Source organism: Deltaproteobacteria bacterium, from assembly GCA_016874755.1.
Classification (GTDB): Bacteria; Desulfobacterota; Binatia; order UBA9968; family UBA9968; genus DP-20.
In genome coordinates, this window is the sequence record VGTH01000002.1 from 142,243 (window position 1) to 165,221 (window position 22,979).

The following is a 22,979-nucleotide window of genomic DNA, read 5'->3' on the forward strand; positions in this document are numbered from 1 at the left end:
ACACTTGCAATTTCATCGGCGCGTTATCAAGATGACGTTTATAGAGTAGCGAGGACATGGACATGACCACCGACAAAGTGCTGATTTTTGGGCAAGACCTTTGACCCTACACCTCGGGAGCCCGTGAGGCTTTCACCCGCCGCAAGATCCCGTTCGAGTATGTCAATGTCCTGGAGGACGACACCGGCTTGGAACGTATGCTCAAGATTTCCCACGGCCGGCGCAAGATTCCCGTCATCGTTGAAGGCGACAGCGTCACCATCGGCTTCGATGGCAGTTGAGAGGTCTAGACCGACCGGCGGCGCCGGTCTCCGCACATGGTTTCGGGTTTCGGGTCAGAGTTCCGGGTTTCGACTTTCGGCGTGACATCTGCGCGTCACACCTGAATAAGCACCAGTTCGGCAATCTGCGGCGGGCAATTCACCCGGATCGGTAAACCGCTGGTACCGATGCCGCGGCCGACGAAGAGATGGGTGGAACGTTTGGCGCTGGTTGGCTGCAGCCGATAGAGCCCTTCGGCATAGGGCGTCAGCAAACGCGCCACCGATGGGCTCTCGCAGCCCATGTATGGCTTGACTTGCCCGCCGTGATAGTGCCCCGACACAACGAGATCGATGCCAGCCTGCGCAGCCAGCGGAAATATTTCCGGCCGGTGCGAAAGCAAAATTTTGAGCTCACCCGGATCATCGTCCACTGCGCGCTGGGCGCCAGCAAGGTCGGGCTTTCCCAACTTGAGATCGTCGATGCCGAGGATAGAAATTCTCCCTGCGGCGGTGGCCAGCGTAACACCATCGTTCCTTAGAGTGTGGATGCCGTGCTTGGCAAACAGCTCGGTCAGCCGATCGTCGGCGCCAGCGTGAATATCGTGATTTCCCATGCACGCAAAGACGCCGTAGCGAGCCTTTAGCCCTGCCAAACCGTCGGCGCAAATGTTCGCCTCATCGAACTCCCCCGTGACAAAATCGCCGGTCAGCACGATCAAATCGGGTTGGAGCTCGTTGACGGCATCGGCGTATTGCTTGAGGTCTTCGCTGCTCATGAAAGGGCCGGCATGTACGTCGGTCAGCTGCACGATACGCAGCTGCGAGAGACTCTCCGGTAGCTCGCTGATGGCGATTTCGAATCGCTCGATCGAGAACCGGCGCCGTTCCAGCAAAACGCCGTAGCCCGATACCGCAAACGGCGCGGCGGCGGCAAAATTGACGCTGCGTCTAAGAAACTCACGGCGGCTTACGTCCGGTGTGCTCGCCGGCGCGCTTGGATTCACGCGGCGAAACCAGTTATAACCTAGCAATACCAACGCGCATCCAATGGCTCCCACGCCCCAGATAGACGTAGCATAGAACAAGCTGCGAAATTCCCTGGACTCGAGCGCGTCGTAGCTGGCACCAGCAAAGACACGGCAAGCCAAAGGAACCAGCAGCACGAGAAACCAAAAGGCGTTGAGCGCGATGAGAGAGTCGTGGCCCTTTTTCCCGGCGAATCTCTCGCGCACAAAGCGGCGTGCGCGCAGGAAGAGGTAGAACTGCAACGGCAACGAAATGAGCAGATAGTACGAAAACATGGTCGTGTCTCATTAGCTGAGAACAAAGCATGAACCCGCCCATGCAAGATTGGCTGTCTGCCGAACTGCGCCAGCGCTTCAGCGCCGGCTGCGAGTTGTTGTCTCTGACGCCGCTTGCCGGCGATGCTTCGAGCCGGCGTTACTATCGCGCCCGCCTAAGCGGCACCGAAACCGTACCGTCACTGATCGTTATGCAACTGCCCGAGGGAAGTTCGCTGCCGCTCTCGTCTGAGGAACTGGCAGTGTTCAAGGAAGCTCCAAAGGAACTGCCTTTCATCAATGTTCACCGCTTCTTGGAAAAGATCGGCGTGTGCGTGCCAAAACTTTACGGTTATTGGGAGAATGAAGGCATTTTAGTGCTCGAAGATTTGGGCGATCAGCCGCTGTGGGAGCGGGTGCAGAACATTCCTCCTCAGGAAGTCCTGGTTTGGTACAAAAAAGCCCTTGATGAATTATTGACACTACAACGGCGCGGCACGGCGCAGCGTGACGGGGACTGCATCGCGTTCCAACAACGTTTCGACTATGCGCTGTACATGTGGGAGTTCGATCATTTCCTACAGTACGGTTTATCTAAGCGGCCCGGCCTAGTCGTCAGCGACGCTTTGCAAAAGGACTTACGCAGTTGCTTCACAACGATCGCCCGCGATCTCGATCATGAGCCGCCGTGCTTGAACCACCGCGACTACCATAGTTGGAACTTGATGATTCACGACGAAAAAGTCGCGGTCATCGATTTTCAAGACGCGCTGTTGGCACCGCCGCAATACGACCTCGCCTCGTTGTTGAACGATCGCATCACCGACAGCGTCGTGACCACCGAGCTGGAAAAGGAGCTGCTCGATTATTTTCTCGCCGGACGCAAAGACTTCGCCGCACCGCCTGTGACGAAAGATCATTTCGTGGAAATCTACCTGCTCTCGGCGATTCAGCGCGACCTCAAGGTCGTCGGCCGCTTTTACTACCTCGACGTCGTGAAAGGCAAACCCGGCTACATGAAATTCGTCCCGCCGACGCTGCGCCGGTTAAAACGCAACCTAGCGCGGCTACCACGCACCGAACATCTGCTGCCGTTACTGGCCGAGCATTTCGCAGAGCTGCGCTGAACGGCTTTGCCCTTTTTTAGTTTTGAATTGTTAATTTTTAATTCGCAATGAAAGCCATGATCTTTGCCGCCGGTCTCGGCGAGCGCTTGCGACCGATCACCAGTCGCTTGCCCAAGGCGCTGGTACCCGTTGCCGGTCGGCCGATGATCGACTACCCGCTGGCATTGCTGCGCCATTACGGCATTCGCGACATCGTGATCAACCTGCATCACCTGGGCGAACAGATCGAGGCTTATTTGGGAAACGGCGCAGCGCAGGGGCTTAGCATCGTCTACTCCAGAGAGGACGAGCTGCTCGATACCGGCGGCGGGCTGCTCAAGGCAAAACCTTACCTGCAAGACGACCGCTTCGTGGTTATCAACACCGATGTGTTGATCGACCTGCCGCTCGCTGCATTGGTCGACTTTCACCAGCGAAATCGGGCCGCGGCGACGCTCGCGGTGCGCCCAGATCCGTTTGCCGACCAATTCGGTTCGATGGAGGTAGACGAGTCAGGACGGATCGAACGCTTCCTTCAAGTGCACCGACCGAACGCGATCCCTGCGGCGAGAGAAAAGCTAATGTTCACCGGCGTGCAGATACTTGAACCACGCATCTTCGACTACATGCCGCCGCCAGACCGGCAGAAAAAATTTGGCACGACCAAAGACACCTACCCGCGCATGCTCACCAGCGGCGAGCCGCTCTACGGCTTTCGCTTTGACGGCTACTGGCAGGATCTCGGCACGGAGCAAAGAGTCGCCGCAGCCGAGCAAAGTTTGGCTCAAGCAACGACGAGGCTTCACTACCTGAGTTGAAGCGCGCTCAGCGCGATGCTGCAATCACGCCGCAAACGATGCGGTTGCCGGCATTGCCGGCAGGATCGGACAGATTGAAATGTCCGGCCGCGCTGGTGAACCCTGGGCCTTCGCACTTGCCGACCGCGTGGATATGGACCGCGTGCAGCCCGGGATTTTCATGCTGTCTCCACAAAGGTGTGATCACGATTTTACTCCCTATCACTGGGATGTTGGGGCACGCAATGGCAGACTCCAAATGAGCCAGAATAAGACAAAACAAGACAATACCGATATTTTAACAACTACTATTGTAAAGCCCAAACCAGAGGGCAAGCCTCACTCTTAAGGTGTCGCGCAACACCGAAAGATAATGAAACCAACGCACATGACTGCGCTCGTCATTACACCAACGGGCCGGAATGATACCAATCTTGAGCTGCATCGCGTTTGCCAACGCGAGGATTTCAATATCAAACGCCCAGCCGTCTAACTTGGCGTGGGAGAAGATCTGGTCGGCGATCTCACCGCGAAACGCCTTGAAGCCGCATTGGGTATCCCAGATTCCTGGCACGGCAAAGAACTGCACCCAGAGATTGCCAAAGTGGCCGACTAGCCGCTTGTACCAGACCTGCGATACCACCTGTTCAGCCCCGGCGACATCGCGCCAGCTGCGCGAAGCGATGACGACATCCCAGCCCAATTCAAACAGCGGCTTCATCTTGTCGAAGTGCGCGATATCGGTGGAGTTGTCCGCATCAGTAAAGAGTCGCAGCTTGCCGCGAGCCGCCAGCATTCCCTGTCGCACCGTATAGCCCTTACCGCGATTGTCGGCGCGGTCGATAATCCGCAAGTTGGCCACCTGCGGCAACAGGTCGCGAGCAACGACCGCAGTCATGTCGCTCGAACCGTCGACGATGACAATAATCTCATAGGTCAGTGGACTCGCCACAAGATATTCGTGCAAGCGCTCCAGGGTTTTCGGCAAGCGCGCCGCCTCGTTGTAAGCCGGGACGATCACCGAAAGATCGGGGCCGTTGAGCTGGCTCACCGAGTTGTCCTGGAGAATACCGGATCGCGAGTCGTTCACGTTTTCTGGGGTTACGCGGTAGCTTGGCCGCGGCTGACCGCAGCCTTAACGGCGCTGCTGCAAAGAATCATCCGTCATGCCGGCTTCGGCCAGCGCCAGTGCCAAGTTCCGCCGTGCCTCGGCAGACTCCGGCGCCAATCGCACCGCCTCACGAAAATGACCGATGGCGCGCTTGAGATCGCCCTGCGCCGCGAACACGCGCCCCAGATTCGTGTGGGCGAGCGGCGAGGAAGGATCGTGCTTGACGGCGTTGTTGAGATGCTCGATCGCTTCGCCAAACTGGCCTCGCAGCACTGCCACTTCGCCAAGGCCGAGGTAAATCCTGGGCTCATTCGGCTGCAGCTTCAGAGCCAGGCCGTATTGCTCGACGGCTTCAGAAAACTTTCCAGCCAAGGCAAAGGCGCGCCCCAAGTTGCCGCGCGCGTCAAGATAGCGCGGATACACTTTGAGCGCGTGCTGATAGTGCGAAATAGCTTCATCAAACCGGCGCCTCTCGACATAGAAATTGGCCAGGTTGTAGTGTGCCACACCGTAGCTCGGATCGATCTGCAGCGCCGCCTGGGCGCTTCGAATGGCATCATCGATATTGCCTTGCTTGGCGTAGCCGTTGGCGAGATAAGTGTAGCCGGGAGCCGAAGGACCGGGCCGGCCGACGACCGGCCAATAGACAAACACGGCGGCGAGCAGCGCCACGGCCGCCAGCGCCGCCAGCCTGCCAAAACGCTGGCGGCGATACAACTCGATGGACTCGACGATCGCAACAGCGGCGAACAGCGTTAAGAACGGCGTCAGCGGAAACCGATAGCGGCCAAAAACGAAAAACAGCGCCACTCCGGCGGCGAAGCTCAAGAGCAATCCGCAAAGCAGCCACAGTTTGCGCCACTCGTTCAGCTTTGCCGCCACCCCCGCGGCCGCCAGTGGCGCCAGCACACCGAAGTTGATCCAGCCGAGCAACGCCAACAGCCAGGACCATTTCTGATAGAGGTAAAAATCGTCGGAGTCTTCCAGCTCGCGCACGTTCCAAACGATCAGCCATTTCTTCCAAAGCAGAAAAAGCCACTCCGCCGGCTCCGTGCGAATGTAGTCGAGCGCGCGCCCCATCCAGTAGGAGGAAACTTCTGCTAACGTCAGCGGACGACCGGCCGCCTGCTCGGCCAGTCGCCGCGCTTCGGCTTGCTCGAATTGCTTCTCGCCGGTAACCAGGCGAATCGAGCCGTAGGTGCCATCGGCCGACGGATTATTGCCAATATAAAAGTTTGGCCCCATCTGCGAAGTGGTCAGAGCGAGTTGCCCGCCAACGGCGTAATTGCGCAAACCCACCGGCAGTAAGACGAGCGCCAAACCAAAGACAAACAATGCGAGTCGCTGCCAACGTACCTTTGGTGTTTCAAAATGAAAGTAGAACAAAACCCATATTGGCAAGAGCGGTAGCCAGATGAGCGCGTTTTCACGCGACAGCGCCAACAAGCCAAGGGCAGCGCCGATCGCCAGGAAGTTCCAGCGCTGCGGTTGCACCGCCGCGACGCTAACCAGGTACAGAAGCAGCGTCACCAAAAACAGATCGGTTACGGTTTTGTCGATGACGCTCCCATAAAAAACCGCCGGCCCATAGAAGCACAGCAGCAGCGCGGCGGCGATGCCCGCAGTTCGAGAGAAAAAGTTCTTGCCGGTGAGATAGATCAAGCTGCAGGCGGCGGCACCGAGGATCAACTGCGCCACCCGGATCGCCCACAGATCGTGGCCCAGGAAAAGCTGGAGCACGGCTAGAAAATATGGGTAGAGCGGCGCCTGATAAAAGACGCTCTGGCCGATCCAGTCGCCGGCAACGATCCGCTGCGCCCAAAGATCGTAGGCGAGCGGGTCGCCCGGGAGATGGTAAAAAACTGGAATCGATTCGATCTGAAACAGGCAGATAAGGCGCACGAAAAACGCCGCAAAGCCGATCGTGGTGCAGACCGCCAGGTCGCTCCACTCGCGGCGCACCGAAGCGCTGGGCTTTTTCGCCTGGGCTTTCTGTTTCACCGCTGTTTTTTGCGCCATTTTGCCAAACGCCTTCGAGGAACTGCCGGACCACCCGACTTATGCCGCAATTCTAAAACTGCGCTCGCTGGCTGAGCCGCTTCAAGATACTCGCCTGGACTCACGAAACCGTTGTCGGTGCAAACTGCCGCATCGCGGATGATTTCAAAACGTTGGAATGCCTGCTACTTTGGCGCAACGTTTCAACATTCGCAAGGTTTTAAAGTCGCGAAATGGCAGCCGCGCGCGCGAAAAAAAAGTCCGGCAAGCAAAAGTCGGCCGGCCCATCGAAACAGCCCCCCCTCTTGGCGACCCCAGAGTGGAACAGTCGCACTGCGGCGGCGTGCAGCGCGGCTATTTTCTTCGCCCATGTTCTCGGTCTGACACTGTTGTTCGATCCCATCGGCGGCATATTCGACGCCCAACCCATCATCGAGCAAGACTGGGGGCTCCACTTTCATCATTTGCAGTCGCTTGAGGTTTTCTGGCGCCAGACAACCAGCCTGTGGGGCTACAACCACTGGTTTATGGCCGGCTATCCCTCCAACACGATTCAGGACCTGAGCATCAAGCTTTTTGCGCTGCTTGCGGTTCTTACCTCGAGCACCGGGCTCGCCGTGCTTGCGACTTTCAAGTTGTTGGTTTTTCTCGCCACGGCGAGTATTCCTTGGCTGATTCATTTCACCGCCAAGAACTTTTTCGCAAAGGAACCCGGCGCCGCCAAAGTTACCGTCGCGGCTGTCGCGCTGGGCACCGTCTACTGGTGGGCGGCGCTGCCGCGGGAAATGTTTTTTTATGGCATGATCGGTTTTCCGCTAGGCGCCTACTCCTCGCTGTTGGCTTTATCGCTGCTCTATCGCTCGTGCCTGTCCGAGCAGGCTTTTGTTGCCGTGCACTGCGCCTGGTTGGCCGCCGCCGCCGTTTTGCTGCCGCTCCATTTTCAAAACCTGCTAATCATCGCTCCCGCCGCCATCGCCTTGGGAATCATTCACTGGCGGCCCCATGGGCTGAAGTTTCTCGCCTGGAGCGGCGCAGGCGCGCTCGTGGCAGTCCTAGTAAATTTGCCCTGGCTGTTGACAGCGTTGGGCCATCGCGCCGACGATGCCTCAGCGAGCATCGTGGCCCAGCTGCCGCTGTTTGCCAGCACCGACTTTTTCGCCTTTATAACGGACTACCTCAGACCTGGCGGCTACTGGAGCTTTCGCTCGTCGCTGTGGGCCAACGGTCTGCGCGTGATGCTGCTTGCGCTGGGCGGTCTCGGGCTCATCAAACTGCTCCGTTCAGAACAGCGAGATATCGGCGTCATCATCGCGGCCGCTCTCGGGACGCTGTTTCTGTTGACCTACTTCGGCTCGTTCATTGGCCCGCTCAAAAATCTTCAGCCGCTCCGATTTAAAGTTGCCTACGATCTTTTCTGGCTGCTCGCCGCAGCTTATGCGATCGGCCGCTTTTGGGGTGTCCCCGGCTCGAACATCCCCAAGGCAATCCTCGCTGCCGGCATGATCGCCGCCTTAATCAATATTGTTCAGACCGAGTCCGCCGGGAAAATGCGCCTCCGAACCGAAATTTCACCCGAAGTACGCGAGATCGTCGAATGGGTCCGCAAAGAGACTCCGGCGAATGGCAGAGTTCTTTTCGAGGAATCGGGCGATGAAACCGGTTTTGTCTACGACGGGACTTATCTCTCTTCGCTGCTGCCGCACTGGACTGGTAGGCAGCTTATCGGCGGGCCGATCAATCTGTACAACGACCGCCATCATTTCGCCGAATTTCATTCCGGTCTTTTGTTCAAACGCGATATCGCGAGCATCCCCAGCGAAGAGTTGGCCGCTTATTTGCGCCTTTACAACATCGGCGCCGTCGTGGCTTTTCACCCTCGCTCGGTGCAACGTCTACAGTCGCTGGACTCTATCTCTGTGGACCGTCGCCTGGGCGATCTGCACCTAATGAAAGTTAACCAGCCGTTAACCTGGTTCCACAAAGGCGAGGGGGACCTCAAAGCCGCTCTTGGCAAGATCGAGATAGAAAACGTCCGCGGGCCGGAAGTCGTCCTCAAGTACCATTGGATCGAGGGCCTTCGCGCCAACCCGCCGGCGACCCTGGTGCCGGAAAAGCTTCTCGACGATCCGATCCCGTTCATCAAAGTGGTCAATCCGCCGAAGCAGTTTTCCCTCGTTGCCGGTCGCTAAAACCGACAAGTCAAATCACCGCGCGGGTGCCTGCGCCTTGAGCAGCTCGATCGCCTTGCGGAAATGCTCGGCGGCCTCCGAGCGTTTGCCTTGCTCGGCGAGCGCGCGCGCCAAGCTCTCATGCGCATCGGCGAACTCAGGATCGCGTTTGACCGCGCCGCGAAAATATTCCACGGCGGCGCCAAGGTCGCCTTTGGCGGCCATGACTTTGCCCAGACTCACGTATCCCTGTGCGAAATCCGGCCGCAGCTCGATTTCGCGGCGAAACAACGCGACCGCATCATCCAAACGGCCTTGCTGCGCGAACAGACTGCCCAGGCTGAATTGATAGGTGTCTCGGCCCAAACCCAGCGCCGAGGCTGTTTGGAAGTGCTTCAGAGCGCCATCTAGATCGCCTGTCCGAGTCAGATAAAGAGCCAGGTCGTAGTGCGCCAAGGCGAAGGACGGATCCAACTCAACGACCCGGCGAATAAGCTCCACCGCTTCATCGAGCTTTCCGGAGTAGTTCAGAATATTAGCCAAGAAGTGGCGCGTCTTCGGGGTTGCAGCGCCGGCATGGACGAACCTGCGATACGCCTCGATAACTTCCTGCACCTCGTAAATGAAAATGGAATAGCCGATTGTCGTAAGCGGCTTGAGTGAGTGCAAAGGTGTGACGAGATTTTTTTGATCTTCGGTGAATTTTTCGCCGGCATCGCTGGGAATTGGCCCAGCCAGATGAGTCGCGCTCACGGCGACATATTTGGCAACGCCAGGATCTTGCCCCGGTAACAAATAGTGACTAACCCAGCTTCCAGGAAGAAACATCGCATCGATTTGATAGTAGCGAGGCGCAGCGACGCCGACGGTGCCGAAGTAGAGAAACTGAATCTTCTCCACTCGACGCGCGTCCATCCAGGACTTGAGTCCTTTGAGATCCTGCCCCCAATCCAGGTTGGAATCGAGTAAGACCTTGTGACCGTTCTTAGCGCCGCCGATCAGTTCATTGAAGTAGGCGAGATAGTGCGGATAGCTGAGCGACGACGACAGCAGCAACCAAACTCCCGAGACCCCTAGCCCGCCCTTGAGGACACTATGGCCCTCTTGCCAAAGCCGCGCCGCGGCGCCGCTAATAAATACAAACAAGAACGGATAGATCGGCAGGATGTGGCGCACGCCAATGTTGATGCGCGAAACGATAGCCACCATAAAAAACACCGTTATGGGCACTAGCAGAAAAAGTGCTTGCCGCCGCTCGCCTTTTCTTGCGACCCATAGGCCCAACGCGACAAAGAACAGCAGCAATGTCGGCAACGGTGTTTTGACCGCAAAAGCCAAGGGGAAATAAAGCCAGAAGCCCTGCTCGGAAATCTCGCCCAACATGTAGGTATGGCGCACCAGATGAGAGTGCACGTAACGCTGGCCATAGATCCATGCCTCGGGAGCGAGGTGATAGTCGGCCGCGATCAGCGCAATCTTCTGCAGCAGCGGGTTTTCGCTTAGGAGCTTCGCCGCTGGCAAAGAAAGGCCGGGTTCCGGGATGGCTTGAAAGCGAAAACCATACACAGCCCAGATGCAGAGATAGGCGGTGATCAGTCCACCGGCAAAGATCGCCGAGTACCAAGCTAGTTTTTGCCGCCGGCTTGAAGCTGCCGGGAACTTGCCCACGCCCACCCGCACCGGCTCGGCGGAAACAATTCGCGCCAGCGCGAGCAACCCCCAGGCGAGAAACAAGACCGGGTAGGAGTATTTTGTGACCACGGCGATGCCGAAGCTCAGAAAAGCAAACAATAGATTCGCCCGCGTGATGTCGTTCGAGACACGCCAGAACGAATAGGTTCCGATGAACACGACGGCGGTCATCGGCATGTCGGTGTGGATGATCGGCGCATGAGCTAAAACATTTGGGTCGAGACCGTAAAGCACGAGCGCGATGATCGCCGCGGTGGTGCCGAAAAGCTCCCGACTCCAGCGATAGACGAAATATCCCAGGAGCAGCGCCAAACCGACCATCATGAGCTTGGGATAAAAGAAAAGTGTATCGGCATCATTCAGCGCTAAAGTCATGCTGTTAGCGACGCCGTCCGTGTCCCACTCTCGGCTTGCCGGGCGCGGATCTTTGACGTCCATCGCGAGCAGCGGCAGAGCCGCCAAGATTTTCGCCAGCAGCGGGTGTTCTGGATTCACTCTGAAATCGGCCCAGCTTAAGGCGGCATAACCCGAGAGCAGATGGATTGGCTCATCGACGGTCAGGGACTTCTGCACAAAGCTGGTAACGGTAACGGCGGAGAACCAAAGAAAGAACAGCCCGAGAATAATCGCGGCCACGAACCGTTGCGGAATCGTTCTTGAAATCTTAGCAGCATCGACCGGCGGCGCGGCAGCAACGCGCGCACGGGAGGCCTTGGCAGTTGACCGAGTTGCCATTTCGACTAACGCCGGTCCATCGATATCGTTCCGCGAAATCGGCGCATAGATGAACTACGGAACTTGAAAAATCTGATAGGCCGGGGGGTTTCTCAGCCTAGGGGCATCTAGGACAATCTGACTAACGGGTTGCGCCGCAGGCGGCGGCATATCCGAGTTGGCTAAAACCAAGCCCTTGCCGCTCGCGGAAAAGACCTCCTCACCGTTTTTCACCAACAGAACCGACTTGCTCGGTAGATTCGTATCCGGCTTCAGTGGATAAATGCGAAATCCGGCCATGCCCTTCTGTTGATAGGTTTTGGGATCGAGCTTGCCGAAGAATAGGAACTGCATATAGGGCTGAATGTCCGGCACCGTCGATTCGAAGTTCTCGTCGCGAAAGGCTTGCATCGAATAGTGCAACTCCGACTGCGATGGGTCGCGCTGCAGCGAGATTTTTATTGCCTCGGGAAGTCCGGCGTTGAACCAGGCCCGGGCCCGTTCGGGGTAGCTGAAAAAATAATCGACGAAGAAACCACCGGCCTCGAGCGCCGCAACTAAAACCAGCAGCGCCGCCAGGACTCGCTGCGCGCCGATCAGCGCGCGCAAATACAAAATGCCCCAGGCAACCATGACAACCACAAACGGTATCACGTTCGCGGTCCGCAGCGAGTGCGCGCTGTCGGCGGTCAGGCTCGCCGCCAACGGGAACAGCAAAAATCCGGCTAAGACAAAACGGACGTTTGCCCGGCTGCGATTTTGCCAAATGTGTGCCAAACCGGCAATCACCGCGGGAAACGCTACGAGAAATAGTTCTCCGCCGAAACCCGTATGATGACGCAGGTTTGTATCGCCGTTGAGAAAGAGAAATTGCGGCGAAAGATACGTCAAATAGTTGCCGATAAAACGGCCCATCCAGATCAACGAATCGTGGCTGTCTCTGGCGATGCTGATGTCGGCGAAGCGCGCCGTCAGCGCACCGGGATGTTGGATCATCCACGTCGCGAGAAGAAGCAGGCACAGCCCGAACGGCACGGCGGCAATGAGCGGGCGAAAACGCTGCTCCTTGATCTCACGGTAGTAACTAATCAGCAGAGCCAAGACGATAACAGGCGCCATCAACCTTGCAGTGGAGTAGGTAAAAATCGCCACGCCCCAAGCGAGACCGCATACGAAGAACCACGCGATCGCCGCCGACTTGATCCCTCTCAGCCAACACCACCAAGCCAAGGCGATGAAAAAAGGAAATGAGATGACCTCGAAGCTCACCCGGCTAAGCGTAAATAGCCAAGGCGTCAATCCGGCAATGACAAAACCAACCATCCAACTTAGGCTTGAATTGGAATCCTCTTTCACGATCAAGCCGAGCAGCAAGGCCGTGCCCAGCCCAAAGAGCGCCGCGCCAAGCCGAATGGTCCATACCGAGAGATCGAAAACCCCGATGAGCGGGACTAAGGTGTAAATGAAGACCGGATTTTTATACTCACCAAAGGCTTTGAAATAGAGCGGGAAGCTAACACCGTGCTCATCCGCCCCGGTGCGCAAGATGCTGTACGCGTTGTAGCCGATGGAAGTCTCATCGACATAGGCCCCCGGTGGAGCAATATCCAAAGCCCACAGGTGCAGAACGAGCGTTACAACGGCCAAAAGCGGCCAGATAAACCGCGACAAACCTTGGGCTGAATTTGCCGCCGGCTGCTCTGTTGGCTGGGTTGTCGGACTGGCGTTTTTTGCGCTCTGATTCTTGTTGCCGGGCGGTCGTTTTGCTGATGCCATAAATTACTTCATCGTCGCGCCCGCGCAGCGCAAACGAATAGACCATTGAGACGAGCTGCAAGCGCACAAGCCTTGACTTGCCGGCGATTCTCGGATTAATGGTTCTCACTTAATTCAGCGCGAGAAGCGGTGGGCGAGCGCCTTCCTCATGGCCTATAACAGCTTGCAAGAATTCGTTCAAGTTTTAGAGCGCGATGGCGAGTTGAAGCGCGTCGCCCATCCGGTCAAAGCTGAGCTGGAAATCACCGAGATCGCCGATCGGGTGATGAAAAGCGGCGGTCCAGCGTTGTTGTTTGAAAACGTCGTCGGCAAGAGCATCCCGCTTTTGATCAATGCCTTCGGCTCGACCAAAAGAACGGCGACGGCGCTGGGCGTGAGCGATGTCAAAGAAATCGCCCGTGAGATCGAAAAACTATTGCAGCTGACCAGGCCGCCCAAGTCGTTCAAGGACAAACTTCACCTTCTTGGCGAAGGCCTTAAGCTCGCTGGCATCCCACCCAAAAAAGTCAAAGACGGACCGTGCCAAGAGGTCATTCACCGGGAACCGGATTTGGGAATTCTTCCGGTTCTGACCTGCTGGCCTGGCGACGCGGGTCCTTTCATCACACTACCGATGGTCTTTTCCAAAGACCCCGAGCGCGGCACGCGCAACGTCGGGCTCTACCGCATGCAGGTCTACGACTCACGCACGACTGGCATGCACTGGCACTTGCACAAAGTTGGCGCGCGCCATTACCGCCATCAGCAGAAAGGTCGCATGGAACTCGCCGTCTGCATCGGCGGCGACCCGGCATTGACCTATGCCGCCACGGCGCCGCTGCCGGATCAAATCGACGAGATTCTCTTTACCGGCTTCATGCACAAAAAGGGCGTAGCGCTGGTCAAAGCGATTACCGTCGACATCGACGTGCCCGCGAACGCCGACATCGTCATCGAGGGCTATGTCGATCCCACCGAGCCATTTCGCCGCGAGGGTCCGTTTGGTGACCACACCGGCTTTTATTCGTTGGCGGACGACTATCCGGTGTTTCACGTGACCTGCATTACCCAAAGAAAAAAGCCCATTTACTTGACCACCATTGTCGGCCGCCCGCCGATGGAAGATGCCTATCTTGGCAAAGCAACGGAACGTATCTTTCTGCCGTTGTTAAAACTTACGTTCCCAGAAATCGTCGACATGAATCTCCCCATCCACGGCGTGTTTCACAATTTGGCGATCATTGCGATCAAAAAAGAATATCCCGCTCATGCGCGCAAGATCATGCACGCGCTCTGGGGCATGGGCCAGATGATGTTCACCAAGGCCCTTATGATCGTCGACCACGACGTCGATGTTCAGGACCTTTCGGAAGTCACCTGGGTGGTCGGCAATAATATCGATCCCAAGCGTGATGTGATTTTCGTCGAAGGCCCAGTCGATGTGTTAGACCACGCCGCCCCCATGCTCGGCTTTGGCTCAAAAATCGGCATCGATGCCACGCGCAAATGGCGCAGCGAAGGATTCGAGCGCGAGTGGCCGCCGGCCATCGTCATGGATGAAAAGACCAAGCAACACATCGACTCGATCTGGTCCAAGTTGGGGATTTCGTGAGTCGTGGCGCGCCGCAAAGAGAAAAAACCAACGCCGCGGCCGAGTCGTCAGCCCAACCGCACCAACCCGGTATCCCCAATCGATGCCCCAAGCCGCAACGACGAGCCGCTAGCGACAACCTCCAACCGCGATAGCTCCATCGCGCTGGCGGTGGCGGCATTCACGATCGCGGTTTTTCTGCCCGCGCTGCGCAACGATTTCGTCAACTGGGACGACTACGATCTGCTCGTCAACAATCCCTATTACCGCGGCTTGGGCTGGCAGCAGCTCGCCTGGATGTTTTCGACATTTCACCAGGGCCATTACCAGCCGCTCAGCTGGATCACCCTAGCCGTGGACTATTACCTCTGGGGGCTCAACCCAGTGGGCTATCACCTGACCAACATCCTGCTGCACGGCGCCAACGCGGCGCTGTTTTTTCTGATTGCGCAGAAGCTGCTCTCGGTCGCTCGCTCCACTCCTGCGACCGACTTCGGCTTGCGCGCGGCTGCCGGCTTAGCCGCGCTGTTTTTCGCCGTCCATCCGCTGCGCGTCGAGTCGGTGGCCTGGGCGACCGAGCGGCGCGATGTTCTGTCCGGGCTTTTTTTTCTTGCGACGGTTTATTGTTATCTGCGCGCTGTCATCGACACGGACGATGGCGCGCGCCAAAGCCGCGGCTGGTTGGGCGCTTCCGTGCTCTGTTTCGCGTGCTCGCTGCTGGCCAAGGCCAGCGGCGTTACACTGCCCTTGGTTCTATTGTTGCTCGATGTGTGCCCTCTCGGCCGTATAACCTGGCTGGCCGGACGGGCGCTGCGAACGGCACCGCGCCATGTTTGGCTGGAGAAGGTTCCCTTTGCACTGCTCGCTCTATTGGCTGGCATCGTTGCTCCGCTCGCCCAGTCAGACGCTGCCGCAGTGGCATCGCTGCACGCCCATGGTTTGGCCGCGCGTGCCGCTCAGGCGTCCTACGGCTTGGTGTTCTACCTCTGGAAGACCGTATGGCCCTTCGATCTAGCGCCACTCTACGAGGTGCCCCCGCGAATCGATCCGGTTGCCTGGCCTTTCTTGCCAAGCGCCGCAGTGGTTATTGCGCTCTCGGTTGGCTTGTGGATTTTTCGCCGCCGCTGGCCTGCGGCCTTAGCCTGCTGGCTTTCTTACGTGGTGATCGTGGCGCCGGTTCTCGGTTTCGTGCAAAGCGGTCGCCAGCTTGTCGCCGACCGCTATAGCTACCTACCCTGCTTGGGCTGGGCGCTGCTCGTCGGAGCCGGTTGGTTTTTTCTTTGGCAACGGCGCACCGTTTCGTGGCTGGGGAGCCGCAAGCCTGCTGTTCCTGTCGCGCTTGCTGCCGCCATGGTCGTGGGATTGGCCCTCGTGACAATCCAGCAGATTGCCATCTGGCGCGATTCCGACACGCTGTGGAATCAGGTGATATCGGTCGCTGACCGCTCGACGTTCAAATCGGCGACGGCGCACCATATGGTTGCCCGCTTGGCCGCCGATCGCGGTGATCTCGATAACGCGCTGGCTCATCTCAAAACATCGATCGCAATCGAGCCCAACGATTATGCTATCTACACCGACCTTGGCGTGGTCCTCAGCCGGCGCGGTGAGCCCGCCGAGGCGATTCGCGCGCTTGAGCAAGCTCTATCGATGAAGCCAACTCTTGCGGTCTCTCACTATAATCTGGCCAGCGCCCTTGCCGTGCAAGGCCGCCTTGACGAGGCCATAGCTCGTTTGGAAACCGCGTTGAAATTGCAGCCTGACTATCCACAGGGCTACAACGCACTGGGCAAGATCTATGCAGCCAAAGGGGATTTGGTGAAAGCTATCGCACTTTTTCGCCGCGCCCTCTATATTAGACCGGATTTTGCTGAAGCGCAGCACAACCTGGCTCGTGCTCTCGACGAAGCCAAGCAAAAGTAAGATGACTAAGATCGCCCAAACTAACCCGATGCCATGGCTTACCAAGATGCGGAGTTTCGCTAGCCTCGTGCGCTTTTCCCACACGGTCTTCGCGCTTCCCTTCGCCATGGCGTCGATCGTCTTGGCGTGGCCGCAGCATCCGGTCACGCTGCGCATGCTTTTCTGGATCGTTATTGCCATGGTCGGCGCGCGCACCGCGGCGATGGGATTCAATCGGTTGGTGGATCGAAAATTCGACGCTCTCAACCCGCGCACCAAGAATTGGGAGCTGCCCCAGGGGAAAGTGAAAACTGGCGAGGCCGTTGTGTTGACGGTGCTCTCATCGACAGTTTTAATCCTCGCTTCCTTTCAGCTCAATTGGCTCTGTTTTGCACTTTCACCGCTCGCCTTGACCATCGTGTTTTTTTATTCCCTGACCAAACGGTTTACCTGGGCATCGCATATGTTTTTGGGCCTGGCCCTCGCCATCGCGCCGGTGGGTGCTTGGCTGGCTGTGGCACAGCCGCCTTTTGAATTGAAGGAGCTGCTGGTACCGATCTGCCTTGGTATGTCCGTGGTCTTTTGGCTGGCTGGCTTTGACATCATCTACTCGCTGCAAGACCGCGAGTTTGATAAGAAGATCGGTCTCCACTCGATTCCCGTTCGCTTCGGGGTGGCCAAGGCCCTCTTATTTTCCAGCGGCTTTCACGTCCTAACAGTACTTTTTCTGGTTTTGACTGGAATTGTTGCTGGGCGAGGCATTGTTTATTGGCTGGGCACCTTAGCGGTCGCCGCGGTCTTGTTTTGGGAGCACAAGATTGTTACGCCGAATGATCTTTCGCGCATCAATCGCGCGTTCTTTGATCTCAACGCCTATGTCAGCCTGGGTTATCTGCTCGCCACTCTCGGAGATGTGCTTCTGTGACCCCCGTCGGATATAGGGCGTGAGCTCGGGTCTGTTCGCCACGCTGGTGGGCCTCGCGGGACTGGCCGGCTTCGGTGCCGGATTCATCGGCCTTGGCGGCGGCATTCTTTTGTTTCCGCTCTTGCTCTATCTGCCTCCTTACCTGGGCTTAGAGGCGATCGATGCCAAGACAGTCGCGGCGTTGGTTATTTCACAGGTTTTCTTTGCTGGACTGATTGGCGGGGTTGCCCACTGGCGCAAAGGTCGCGTCCACAAGAAACTGGCCGGCATCGGCGCGGTGGCTTCGGCGATTGGCTCATTCAGCGGCGGCGTGGCCTCGAAATGGGTTTCCGAGTGGCACCTGCTGCTGCTCTTCGGCATCATCACGATTGTTGCCGGTGCAGTGATGTTCTTGCCCGGTCCAACGGCTGCCCAGGAACAGGCTGAGATCAATGAAATTCCGATTCCGGTCATGTCGCTGGCCGTTATTTCGCTGGCCGTTGGAGCGGTTGTGGGTCTGCTTGGAGCGGGAAATTTTCTCTTCGTGCCGCTTTTGATCTTCGTGTTGAAGATCCCGACTCGGGTCACCATCGGCAGCGCCCTTGTCATTCACGTCTTGAACGGTTTTACCGGCTTTCTCGGCAAGCTCATCACCGGCCAAGTGCCGTTTCTAATGACTATTGCGGTGATCATTGGCGCTGGCCTCGGGGCGATTCTTGGCGAGAAGAGCCATAGCAAAGTCTCGCCACAAGCTTTGCGCTACGCTTATGCGGCGATTATCGTGATCGTGGCGGCGCGCATTTGGACCACCCTGCTCTGGCCCTAGCCCGAATTATTCATGCGACGGGGAAAACCCATGACACTGTGTCGATCGAAGTGGAACTCTGGAGGAGCGAAGGCATCAGCGCAGATCGTTCGGTTTGATTCCCCGATACTTGGCATCTCTTCGACCTTTTCACTGCGATTCGCAGCGCAGGGCGACCGCCGGTCGCCCCTACGAGGCGGCGTCGAAGCGGATATCTGTTGCCTTCGCTCCGGAAGAGTTTCACTTCGATCGCGTTGCAGCGATGAATAATCCGGGCTAGGCATTTGCGCTTGTTTCAATCCACTCGTGCTGCTTCCCGCGTAAATATTCCATAGGCGGATGCTCGAAGAAGCGGCCTTGGGAGACCGCTCCACATGGGTCTTTTGAACCCTTTACTTGTGCGGTATGATTTTTAACGAAATCAACTTCAGAGGAGGCACTATGAAACGGACACACTTGTTTGGCCTGTTGGCGGTTTTGTTCGGCGTCGCCGGCTGTGCTTCTTTTCAAGCAGCCGGTGAAGCACAGCGCGGTAGACCGCAGCTCATATTCGGTGATCCAAAAGTCGCGCTGGCCCATTTTCAACGCGCCTCTGAGTTGGATAGCGGTTACGTTAAGCGTTTCCGCGCTTTCGACGAGGGCGTGTGGACCTACGTTGGCCGCGCCAACTATGCCGCCGGGCGTCTCCCCGAGGCGCGCCAAGCGCTCGACCGCGCTATCTCGATGAATCGCAATGATAACCTCGCCCGCCTCTATCTGGGTTTAGTTTTGACGAAGGGTGAGGATCGCACCGCAGGCCTGCGCGAGATTGAGGGCGGCATGAAAGGTATCTACAACGACTTGGAATACATTACCGCCAACACTCACTATGGCCAATTTTGGGACCCGCGCCGCGAGATACGCTCGGAGATCGAGACCAACCTACGACTGATCTCGGGCAAAGACGCCGATCTCAAGCGCATCGTCGAGAACGGGGAGTGGGTCGGCAGGAGCCTCGAAGAAGAAGCAGATCGAGCGCAGCGTGACGAGCGTGAAGATCAAACTCGCGACGGTGACAACGGCCGGCGTTAGAAACTCTCCGAACCAAGATTGTCAGTGGTGCGAAAAACGGACTGCCACCGCTTGCTCAGATAGGCAAACGATCAGCGGTCTCGCTGCTGCTGGCGCGGTTTATTGATTCTTTGAAAGTTTTCCTCTTCGTCCATGCGCGCCAATAGCACTTCCGTGGCGCGCAGGACATCCTGTTTAAAATCCACACCTTTGGCGATTACCAAAGCACAGCGCCGCAGTTCGGTGCGCACCTGGTTGTTGCTATCCCAATCTTCGTATTCGCGATAACCGCGTACCGAAACCCTGCTCAACTGAGTGATGGCACCTTTTAACGACTCCATGCCGCGGTGGTTGTCGTTCAGCCTTAATTGCGTAAGTCCTAGCGTAAGCCAGGCGATCTCGTCGTCCTTGTTGACCGCCAAGGCACGCTGCAAGATAACATGGGCATCGGCGTACCGTTCCTGCCGGTAATAAGCCCTCCCCAGGAGGGTCAGGCTATCTTTATACGTCGGATCTTCGCGCACGACGTTTTCCAGCGCGCCGACAGCCCGATCCATATCGCCTCCACGTCCGCGCAGAAACTGATCACGGCCCTCCAGATAGCGCCCCGACAGACCCAGCCTTGGAATCGCATGGGTGCAGGCGACAACGTGAAGCATCATGAGCAACATCAAGAAACAGGCTTTTGCGACCATCGCCGGTGAACTCCTTGGAAAACCAAGACTAAGATATTCGGCGGACAAAAAAAAGGGGGGCGCAAGGCTCCCCTTTTTTGGTTGAAGGTTTATGTTTCTAGAACGAGAAGCGGAAGTTCATCTGCAAGTCGGTCCAGTCGCAACCTTTGCCGCGAGTCGATCCTCCCGCGCCGCTGCATCCCGCGTTCTCTTGCGCCCCTCGACGACCGCTGCGCAGGTTCGATGCGTCGTAACACAGAACTGAGCCGCCGACGCTGATGCGGTTGGGCAAAAAGTACCATAAGTTCCACTCGCGGATCAGCACCCGGTTTCGTGAGAACTCGCCGCCCGCCGCGCAGTTGCCGGTAGACGCTGACCGCCATCTCACCGTCCATGCCGAACGCCACGGGAGGCAACCAGGGGTTGATCTGCTCAAAATGCACCTGCATCTGGCCGCGCTGCAACTCGGTGGCTCCACCGAAGCCGTCATTGTCGTAGCGCAGGTTGATCTCATAGAAACAGTTGTTGACGCATTAGTTGAACTGCGAGCGGAAGCGCCGCCCCTCGACTTCGCCGTTGGTTCGGGTTGTTAGCGTTTTTTGGGCGCGCTTGGCATTGCGAGCATTCTGTGGCATCTAAAGCCAGCGATGAACCGAAAGACGACGGCTTGCCTGCACGGGGTGCTGTTTTGCCTATACGCAACCGCGGGTTGCGCGCCCCGGATCACGTCCTCGGAACCGCTCGCTGGCCGGCCTGGCGCGAAAGTCGATTTACCGATGCAATATCTGGTGGGCTGGCCACGGGTTGAGATAGGCGGCAAAATGATGGACTGGCCGCAGCTAAAGTTGATGGCGCAAAAACCAGAGCGCCAACATGTTCCCGGAGAAGAGCTCATTTGGATCGAGGACAAAGTACTCCAGTTCACGGTTCCCGATTTGCCGCCCGGCGAGTACACCGTCACGATCCACGACGACAAAGGCCCTCCTGGTGATCTGATCTACTCCTTCCTCGAAACCACAGCCTACGTTATCTTTCCGCCGGTGTGGCCGTTTCTCTTCCGCGCCAATCAAGCGCAGACGACCCTACGTGTGCTGCCCGGGCAGTAAACGCAAAGGGCATGGCGTAAAGAGCCCGCACGGATTGCACAGTCTGCCTCTTACCGCTCTGCCCTTTGCACATCTCCAGATTCTTGACTCCCCCGCTTTGTCGCGTACTATGAGGCGAATAAGCCTAACGAGCGGAGTCTCTATGCGAACGAGAATCACAGCAAGCCTGCTGATCGCGTTTTCTTGCGCCGGTTGTTCGATGCCGTCGATGCCCTCATTGCCGTGGTCAAGTCCGGCGCTGGAAGCAAATCGCACGGCCGAAACGCTGTACGCTGACGGCATGCGCTATTTCAAGGAAAAGCGCTATGCTCGCGCCATCGATGCGTTATCGAGGATCAAAACCGACCACCCTTTCAGTCCGCTCTTGACCGACGCTGAATTGAAAATCGCCGACGCGCATTATTTGAATCAGCAATATCCGGAAGCCATCACCGCGTTCAAAGAGTTTCAGTCGCTCCATCCTAACAACGAGAATATTCCGTTCGTTGTCTATCGCCTCGGTCAAGCTCATTTCGATCAATTTACCAGCACCGATCGCGAGCAAAAAAATACCGAGATTGCCAAAGGCTATTTCGAAACCGTAGTTAATAACTACGGCAAATCGCCATACGCGCCGCAGGCGCGAGAGAAGCTTGCCAAGTGCATCGAGTATCTCTCTGAATATGAATTTAACGTCGCCAACTTTTACTTTCAGCAAGAAAAGTATCCCGCGGCGCGCGACCGCTTCGAGGAAATCGTGCGCAAGTACAACCGCACACCGGCGGCCGAGAAAAGCCTTTTTTATCTAGGTGAAAGTTATCGCAAAGAGAAAAATAACAGTCGCGCGGCGCTCGCCTACGAAGCGCTCGTGCAACACTACCCTGAAGGCAAATTCGCCCGCGAAGCAAAAACCCAATTGGCGCAGCTCGATAAAGACCGCCAAGACCCCTTGGCCATGCTGCTGATGCGCGATCGCCGCGCCGGGGCGACCAGTGCGGCGGATGTGCCTCAGGAGATCGCGCGGCCCAAGGAAATTCCTAACCTCGTCGCTAAGACGGACGTCGTCCACGAGGAGCCCGGACAACAAAAAGGGGGTTTTCGCCGCGTAGTCGACAAGATCAACCCATTCAGCAGCTCAGACGACGGCAATAAAAAAGTCGAGGAGAAAAAACCCGAAAGCGCCATCGACCTGCTCGCCAAGCGCAAGGCCGCTGAAAAAGAATCTCCGGGCATGCTCTCGCGCCTTTGGCCCTTCGGTTCTGACGAGAAAAAAGAGACCAAAAAAACTCCCGACGCCAATAACACCCAACTGGTCGATCAGGTCGACAAAAACTTGCAGGGCAAGGGCGTCGATGCAAAGATTCAAACCGCAGCGCTCAGCGCCCCGGCGAATGATATCGCTAAAATCGCCCAAGCCCCACGACAGCAGCCGAGCGATACGAGCAAGCTTGTCGGCGACATCGACGCCAGTTTGAAAAAGAGCGGCGCGCCAGTCAACCAACTACCGGCGCCGCCGGAAGCAGCACCGGTGTTTCGCAATCCAGCCGCGGCGCAAGCTGCCGTGGCAAGCGCGACCAAGGCCGCGGAAGCGCCAAAGAGTGCGGGTGCGAGCAGTCTGCTAGGCAACATCGACCAGAAGTTAAAAAGCCAGGGCGTCGAGTCCGCCAAGTTCGAGCCGCCGCCGCAAATCAAGCCCGATACTGCCAGGCAGGATACACCGAGAAGGGTTGAACTCGAACCGAAGATACCCTTGGAGAAGGGACCGCTATTTCTGACGCCAGCCCAAGTCCCAGCCCAAGATAAAGCTGCCTTAGCTCAAACCCCGGCCACCGACGAGAGAAAGGGCGCACTGGCGGAACAAAAACCAACGGAGCCAAGCGGACGCGATTTCGCAAGAAGCTTGGTCAAAGGTCCAAGCCTTGTCACCCAAGCGCCGCCAGCCAATCAAAAGCCGGCGGAGACGAAACCGGCCGCCAGCAGGGGCGAGGAGAGCAAAGGCGCCTTCGATCAACTCAAGCAAGACATCGATTCGATCGGCAGGGCGCTCAATCCGTTCCGTTGGTAGGCTGGGCCACAGAAACGAC

Annotated in this window: 19 protein-coding genes; 12 read left to right on the forward strand and 7 right to left on the reverse strand. The window is 57.4% G+C overall.

Features of this window, described 5'->3' with window-relative positions:
• The first annotated feature begins 146 nt into the window (after window positions 1-146).
• Window positions 147-281 (forward strand): hypothetical protein, encoded by a 135-nt coding sequence (locus FJ145_01825; GenBank protein ID MBM4260156.1) that lies wholly within the window; start codon window positions 147-149, stop codon window positions 279-281.
• Window positions 282-376: 95 nt separating this feature from the next.
• Here FJ145_01825 and FJ145_01830 read toward each other — a convergent pair whose 3' ends face one another.
• The gene (locus tag FJ145_01830) at window positions 377-1,564 is read right to left on the reverse strand and encodes a metallophosphoesterase (protein MBM4260157.1); all 1,188 of its coding nucleotides are present in this window, start codon (window positions 1,562-1,564) and stop codon (window positions 377-379) included.
• Window positions 1,565-1,593: 29 nt separating this feature from the next.
• Between FJ145_01830 and FJ145_01835 the strand changes: the two genes are divergently transcribed.
• Both FJ145_01835 and FJ145_01840 read left to right on the forward strand, forming a co-directional pair.
• A complete protein-coding gene (locus tag FJ145_01835) occupies window positions 1,594-2,670 on the forward strand; it encodes an aminoglycoside phosphotransferase (GenBank protein MBM4260158.1) in 1,077 nt (358 codons plus the stop codon).
• Window positions 2,671-2,717: 47 nt separating this feature from the next.
• Window positions 2,718-3,467: a nucleotidyltransferase family protein gene (locus FJ145_01840; GenBank protein MBM4260159.1), complete on the forward strand. Its 750-nt coding sequence runs from the start codon at window positions 2,718-2,720 to the stop codon at window positions 3,465-3,467.
• Window positions 3,468-3,474: 7 nt separating this feature from the next.
• Here the strand turns inward: FJ145_01840 and FJ145_01845 are convergent, their stop codons facing one another.
• Genes FJ145_01845 through FJ145_01855 form a run of 3 tightly spaced genes read right to left on the reverse strand, consistent with a single transcriptional unit; the run spans window position 3,475 to window position 6,576 of the window.
• A complete protein-coding gene (locus FJ145_01845) occupies window positions 3,475-3,741 on the reverse strand; it encodes a superoxide dismutase family protein (GenBank protein MBM4260160.1) in 267 nt (88 codons plus the stop codon).
• A 3-nt stretch (window positions 3,742-3,744) separates the two neighbouring features.
• Window positions 3,745-4,536 (reverse strand): glycosyltransferase family 2 protein, encoded by a 792-nt coding sequence (locus FJ145_01850; protein MBM4260161.1) that lies wholly within the window; start codon window positions 4,534-4,536, stop codon window positions 3,745-3,747.
• 45 nt (window positions 4,537-4,581) lie between these two features.
• On the reverse strand, window positions 4,582-6,576 hold the full coding sequence (locus tag FJ145_01855) for a tetratricopeptide repeat protein (protein ID MBM4260162.1): 1,995 nt from the start codon (window positions 6,574-6,576) through the stop codon (window positions 4,582-4,584).
• 212 nt (window positions 6,577-6,788) lie between these two features.
• Between FJ145_01855 and FJ145_01860 the strand changes: the two genes are divergently transcribed.
• Window positions 6,789-8,744: a hypothetical protein gene (locus FJ145_01860; GenBank protein MBM4260163.1), complete on the forward strand. Its 1,956-nt coding sequence runs from the start codon at window positions 6,789-6,791 to the stop codon at window positions 8,742-8,744.
• A 15-nt stretch (window positions 8,745-8,759) separates the two neighbouring features.
• On the opposite strand, the gene FJ145_01865 is transcribed toward FJ145_01860, so the two are convergent.
• Window positions 8,760-11,150, reverse strand: coding sequence for a tetratricopeptide repeat protein (locus tag FJ145_01865; GenBank protein ID MBM4260164.1), 2,391 nt, complete (start codon window positions 11,148-11,150; stop codon window positions 8,760-8,762).
• A gap of 54 nt (window positions 11,151-11,204) precedes the next feature.
• Complete coding sequence (locus FJ145_01870; protein MBM4260165.1) at window positions 11,205-12,905, reverse strand: hypothetical protein; 1,701 nt, start codon at window positions 12,903-12,905, stop codon at window positions 11,205-11,207.
• Window positions 12,906-13,053: 148 nt separating this feature from the next.
• On the opposite strand from FJ145_01870, the gene FJ145_01875 reads away from it, so the two are divergent.
• From FJ145_01875 to FJ145_01895, 5 genes are all read left to right on the forward strand, one after another.
• Window positions 13,054-14,496: a menaquinone biosynthesis decarboxylase gene (locus tag FJ145_01875; protein ID MBM4260166.1), complete on the forward strand. Its 1,443-nt coding sequence runs from the start codon at window positions 13,054-13,056 to the stop codon at window positions 14,494-14,496.
• Window positions 14,497-14,499: 3 nt separating this feature from the next.
• The gene (locus tag FJ145_01880) at window positions 14,500-16,398 is read left to right on the forward strand and encodes a tetratricopeptide repeat protein (protein MBM4260167.1); all 1,899 of its coding nucleotides are present in this window, start codon (window positions 14,500-14,502) and stop codon (window positions 16,396-16,398) included.
• Window positions 16,399-16,426: 28 nt separating this feature from the next.
• Complete coding sequence (locus FJ145_01885; GenBank protein MBM4260168.1) at window positions 16,427-17,302, forward strand: 4-hydroxybenzoate octaprenyltransferase; 876 nt, start codon at window positions 16,427-16,429, stop codon at window positions 17,300-17,302.
• A 19-nt stretch (window positions 17,303-17,321) separates the two neighbouring features.
• Window positions 17,322-18,107, forward strand: a complete 786-nt coding sequence (locus FJ145_01890; GenBank protein ID MBM4260169.1) for a sulfite exporter TauE/SafE family protein — start codon at window positions 17,322-17,324, stop codon at window positions 18,105-18,107.
• Window positions 18,108-18,527: 420 nt separating this feature from the next.
• Window positions 18,528-19,157: a hypothetical protein gene (locus FJ145_01895; protein ID MBM4260170.1), complete on the forward strand. Its 630-nt coding sequence runs from the start codon at window positions 18,528-18,530 to the stop codon at window positions 19,155-19,157.
• Between the two features lie 71 nt (window positions 19,158-19,228).
• Here the strand turns inward: FJ145_01895 and FJ145_01900 are convergent, their stop codons facing one another.
• A complete protein-coding gene (locus FJ145_01900; protein ID MBM4260171.1) occupies window positions 19,229-19,831 on the reverse strand; it encodes a tetratricopeptide repeat protein in 603 nt (200 codons plus the stop codon).
• A gap of 257 nt (window positions 19,832-20,088) precedes the next feature.
• Between FJ145_01900 and FJ145_01905 the strand changes: the two genes are divergently transcribed.
• The 3 genes from FJ145_01905 (at window position 20,089) to bamD (ending at window position 22,960) form a co-directional block, all read left to right on the forward strand.
• Complete coding sequence (locus tag FJ145_01905; GenBank protein MBM4260172.1) at window positions 20,089-20,403, forward strand: hypothetical protein; 315 nt, start codon at window positions 20,089-20,091, stop codon at window positions 20,401-20,403.
• Window positions 20,404-20,631: 228 nt separating this feature from the next.
• Window positions 20,632-20,916, forward strand: coding sequence for a DUF2141 domain-containing protein (locus FJ145_01910; GenBank protein MBM4260173.1), 285 nt, complete (start codon window positions 20,632-20,634; stop codon window positions 20,914-20,916).
• A 109-nt stretch (window positions 20,917-21,025) separates the two neighbouring features.
• A complete protein-coding gene (gene bamD / locus FJ145_01915; GenBank protein ID MBM4260174.1) occupies window positions 21,026-22,960 on the forward strand; it encodes an outer membrane protein assembly factor BamD in 1,935 nt (644 codons plus the stop codon).
• Window positions 22,961-22,979: the final 19 nt, after the last annotated feature.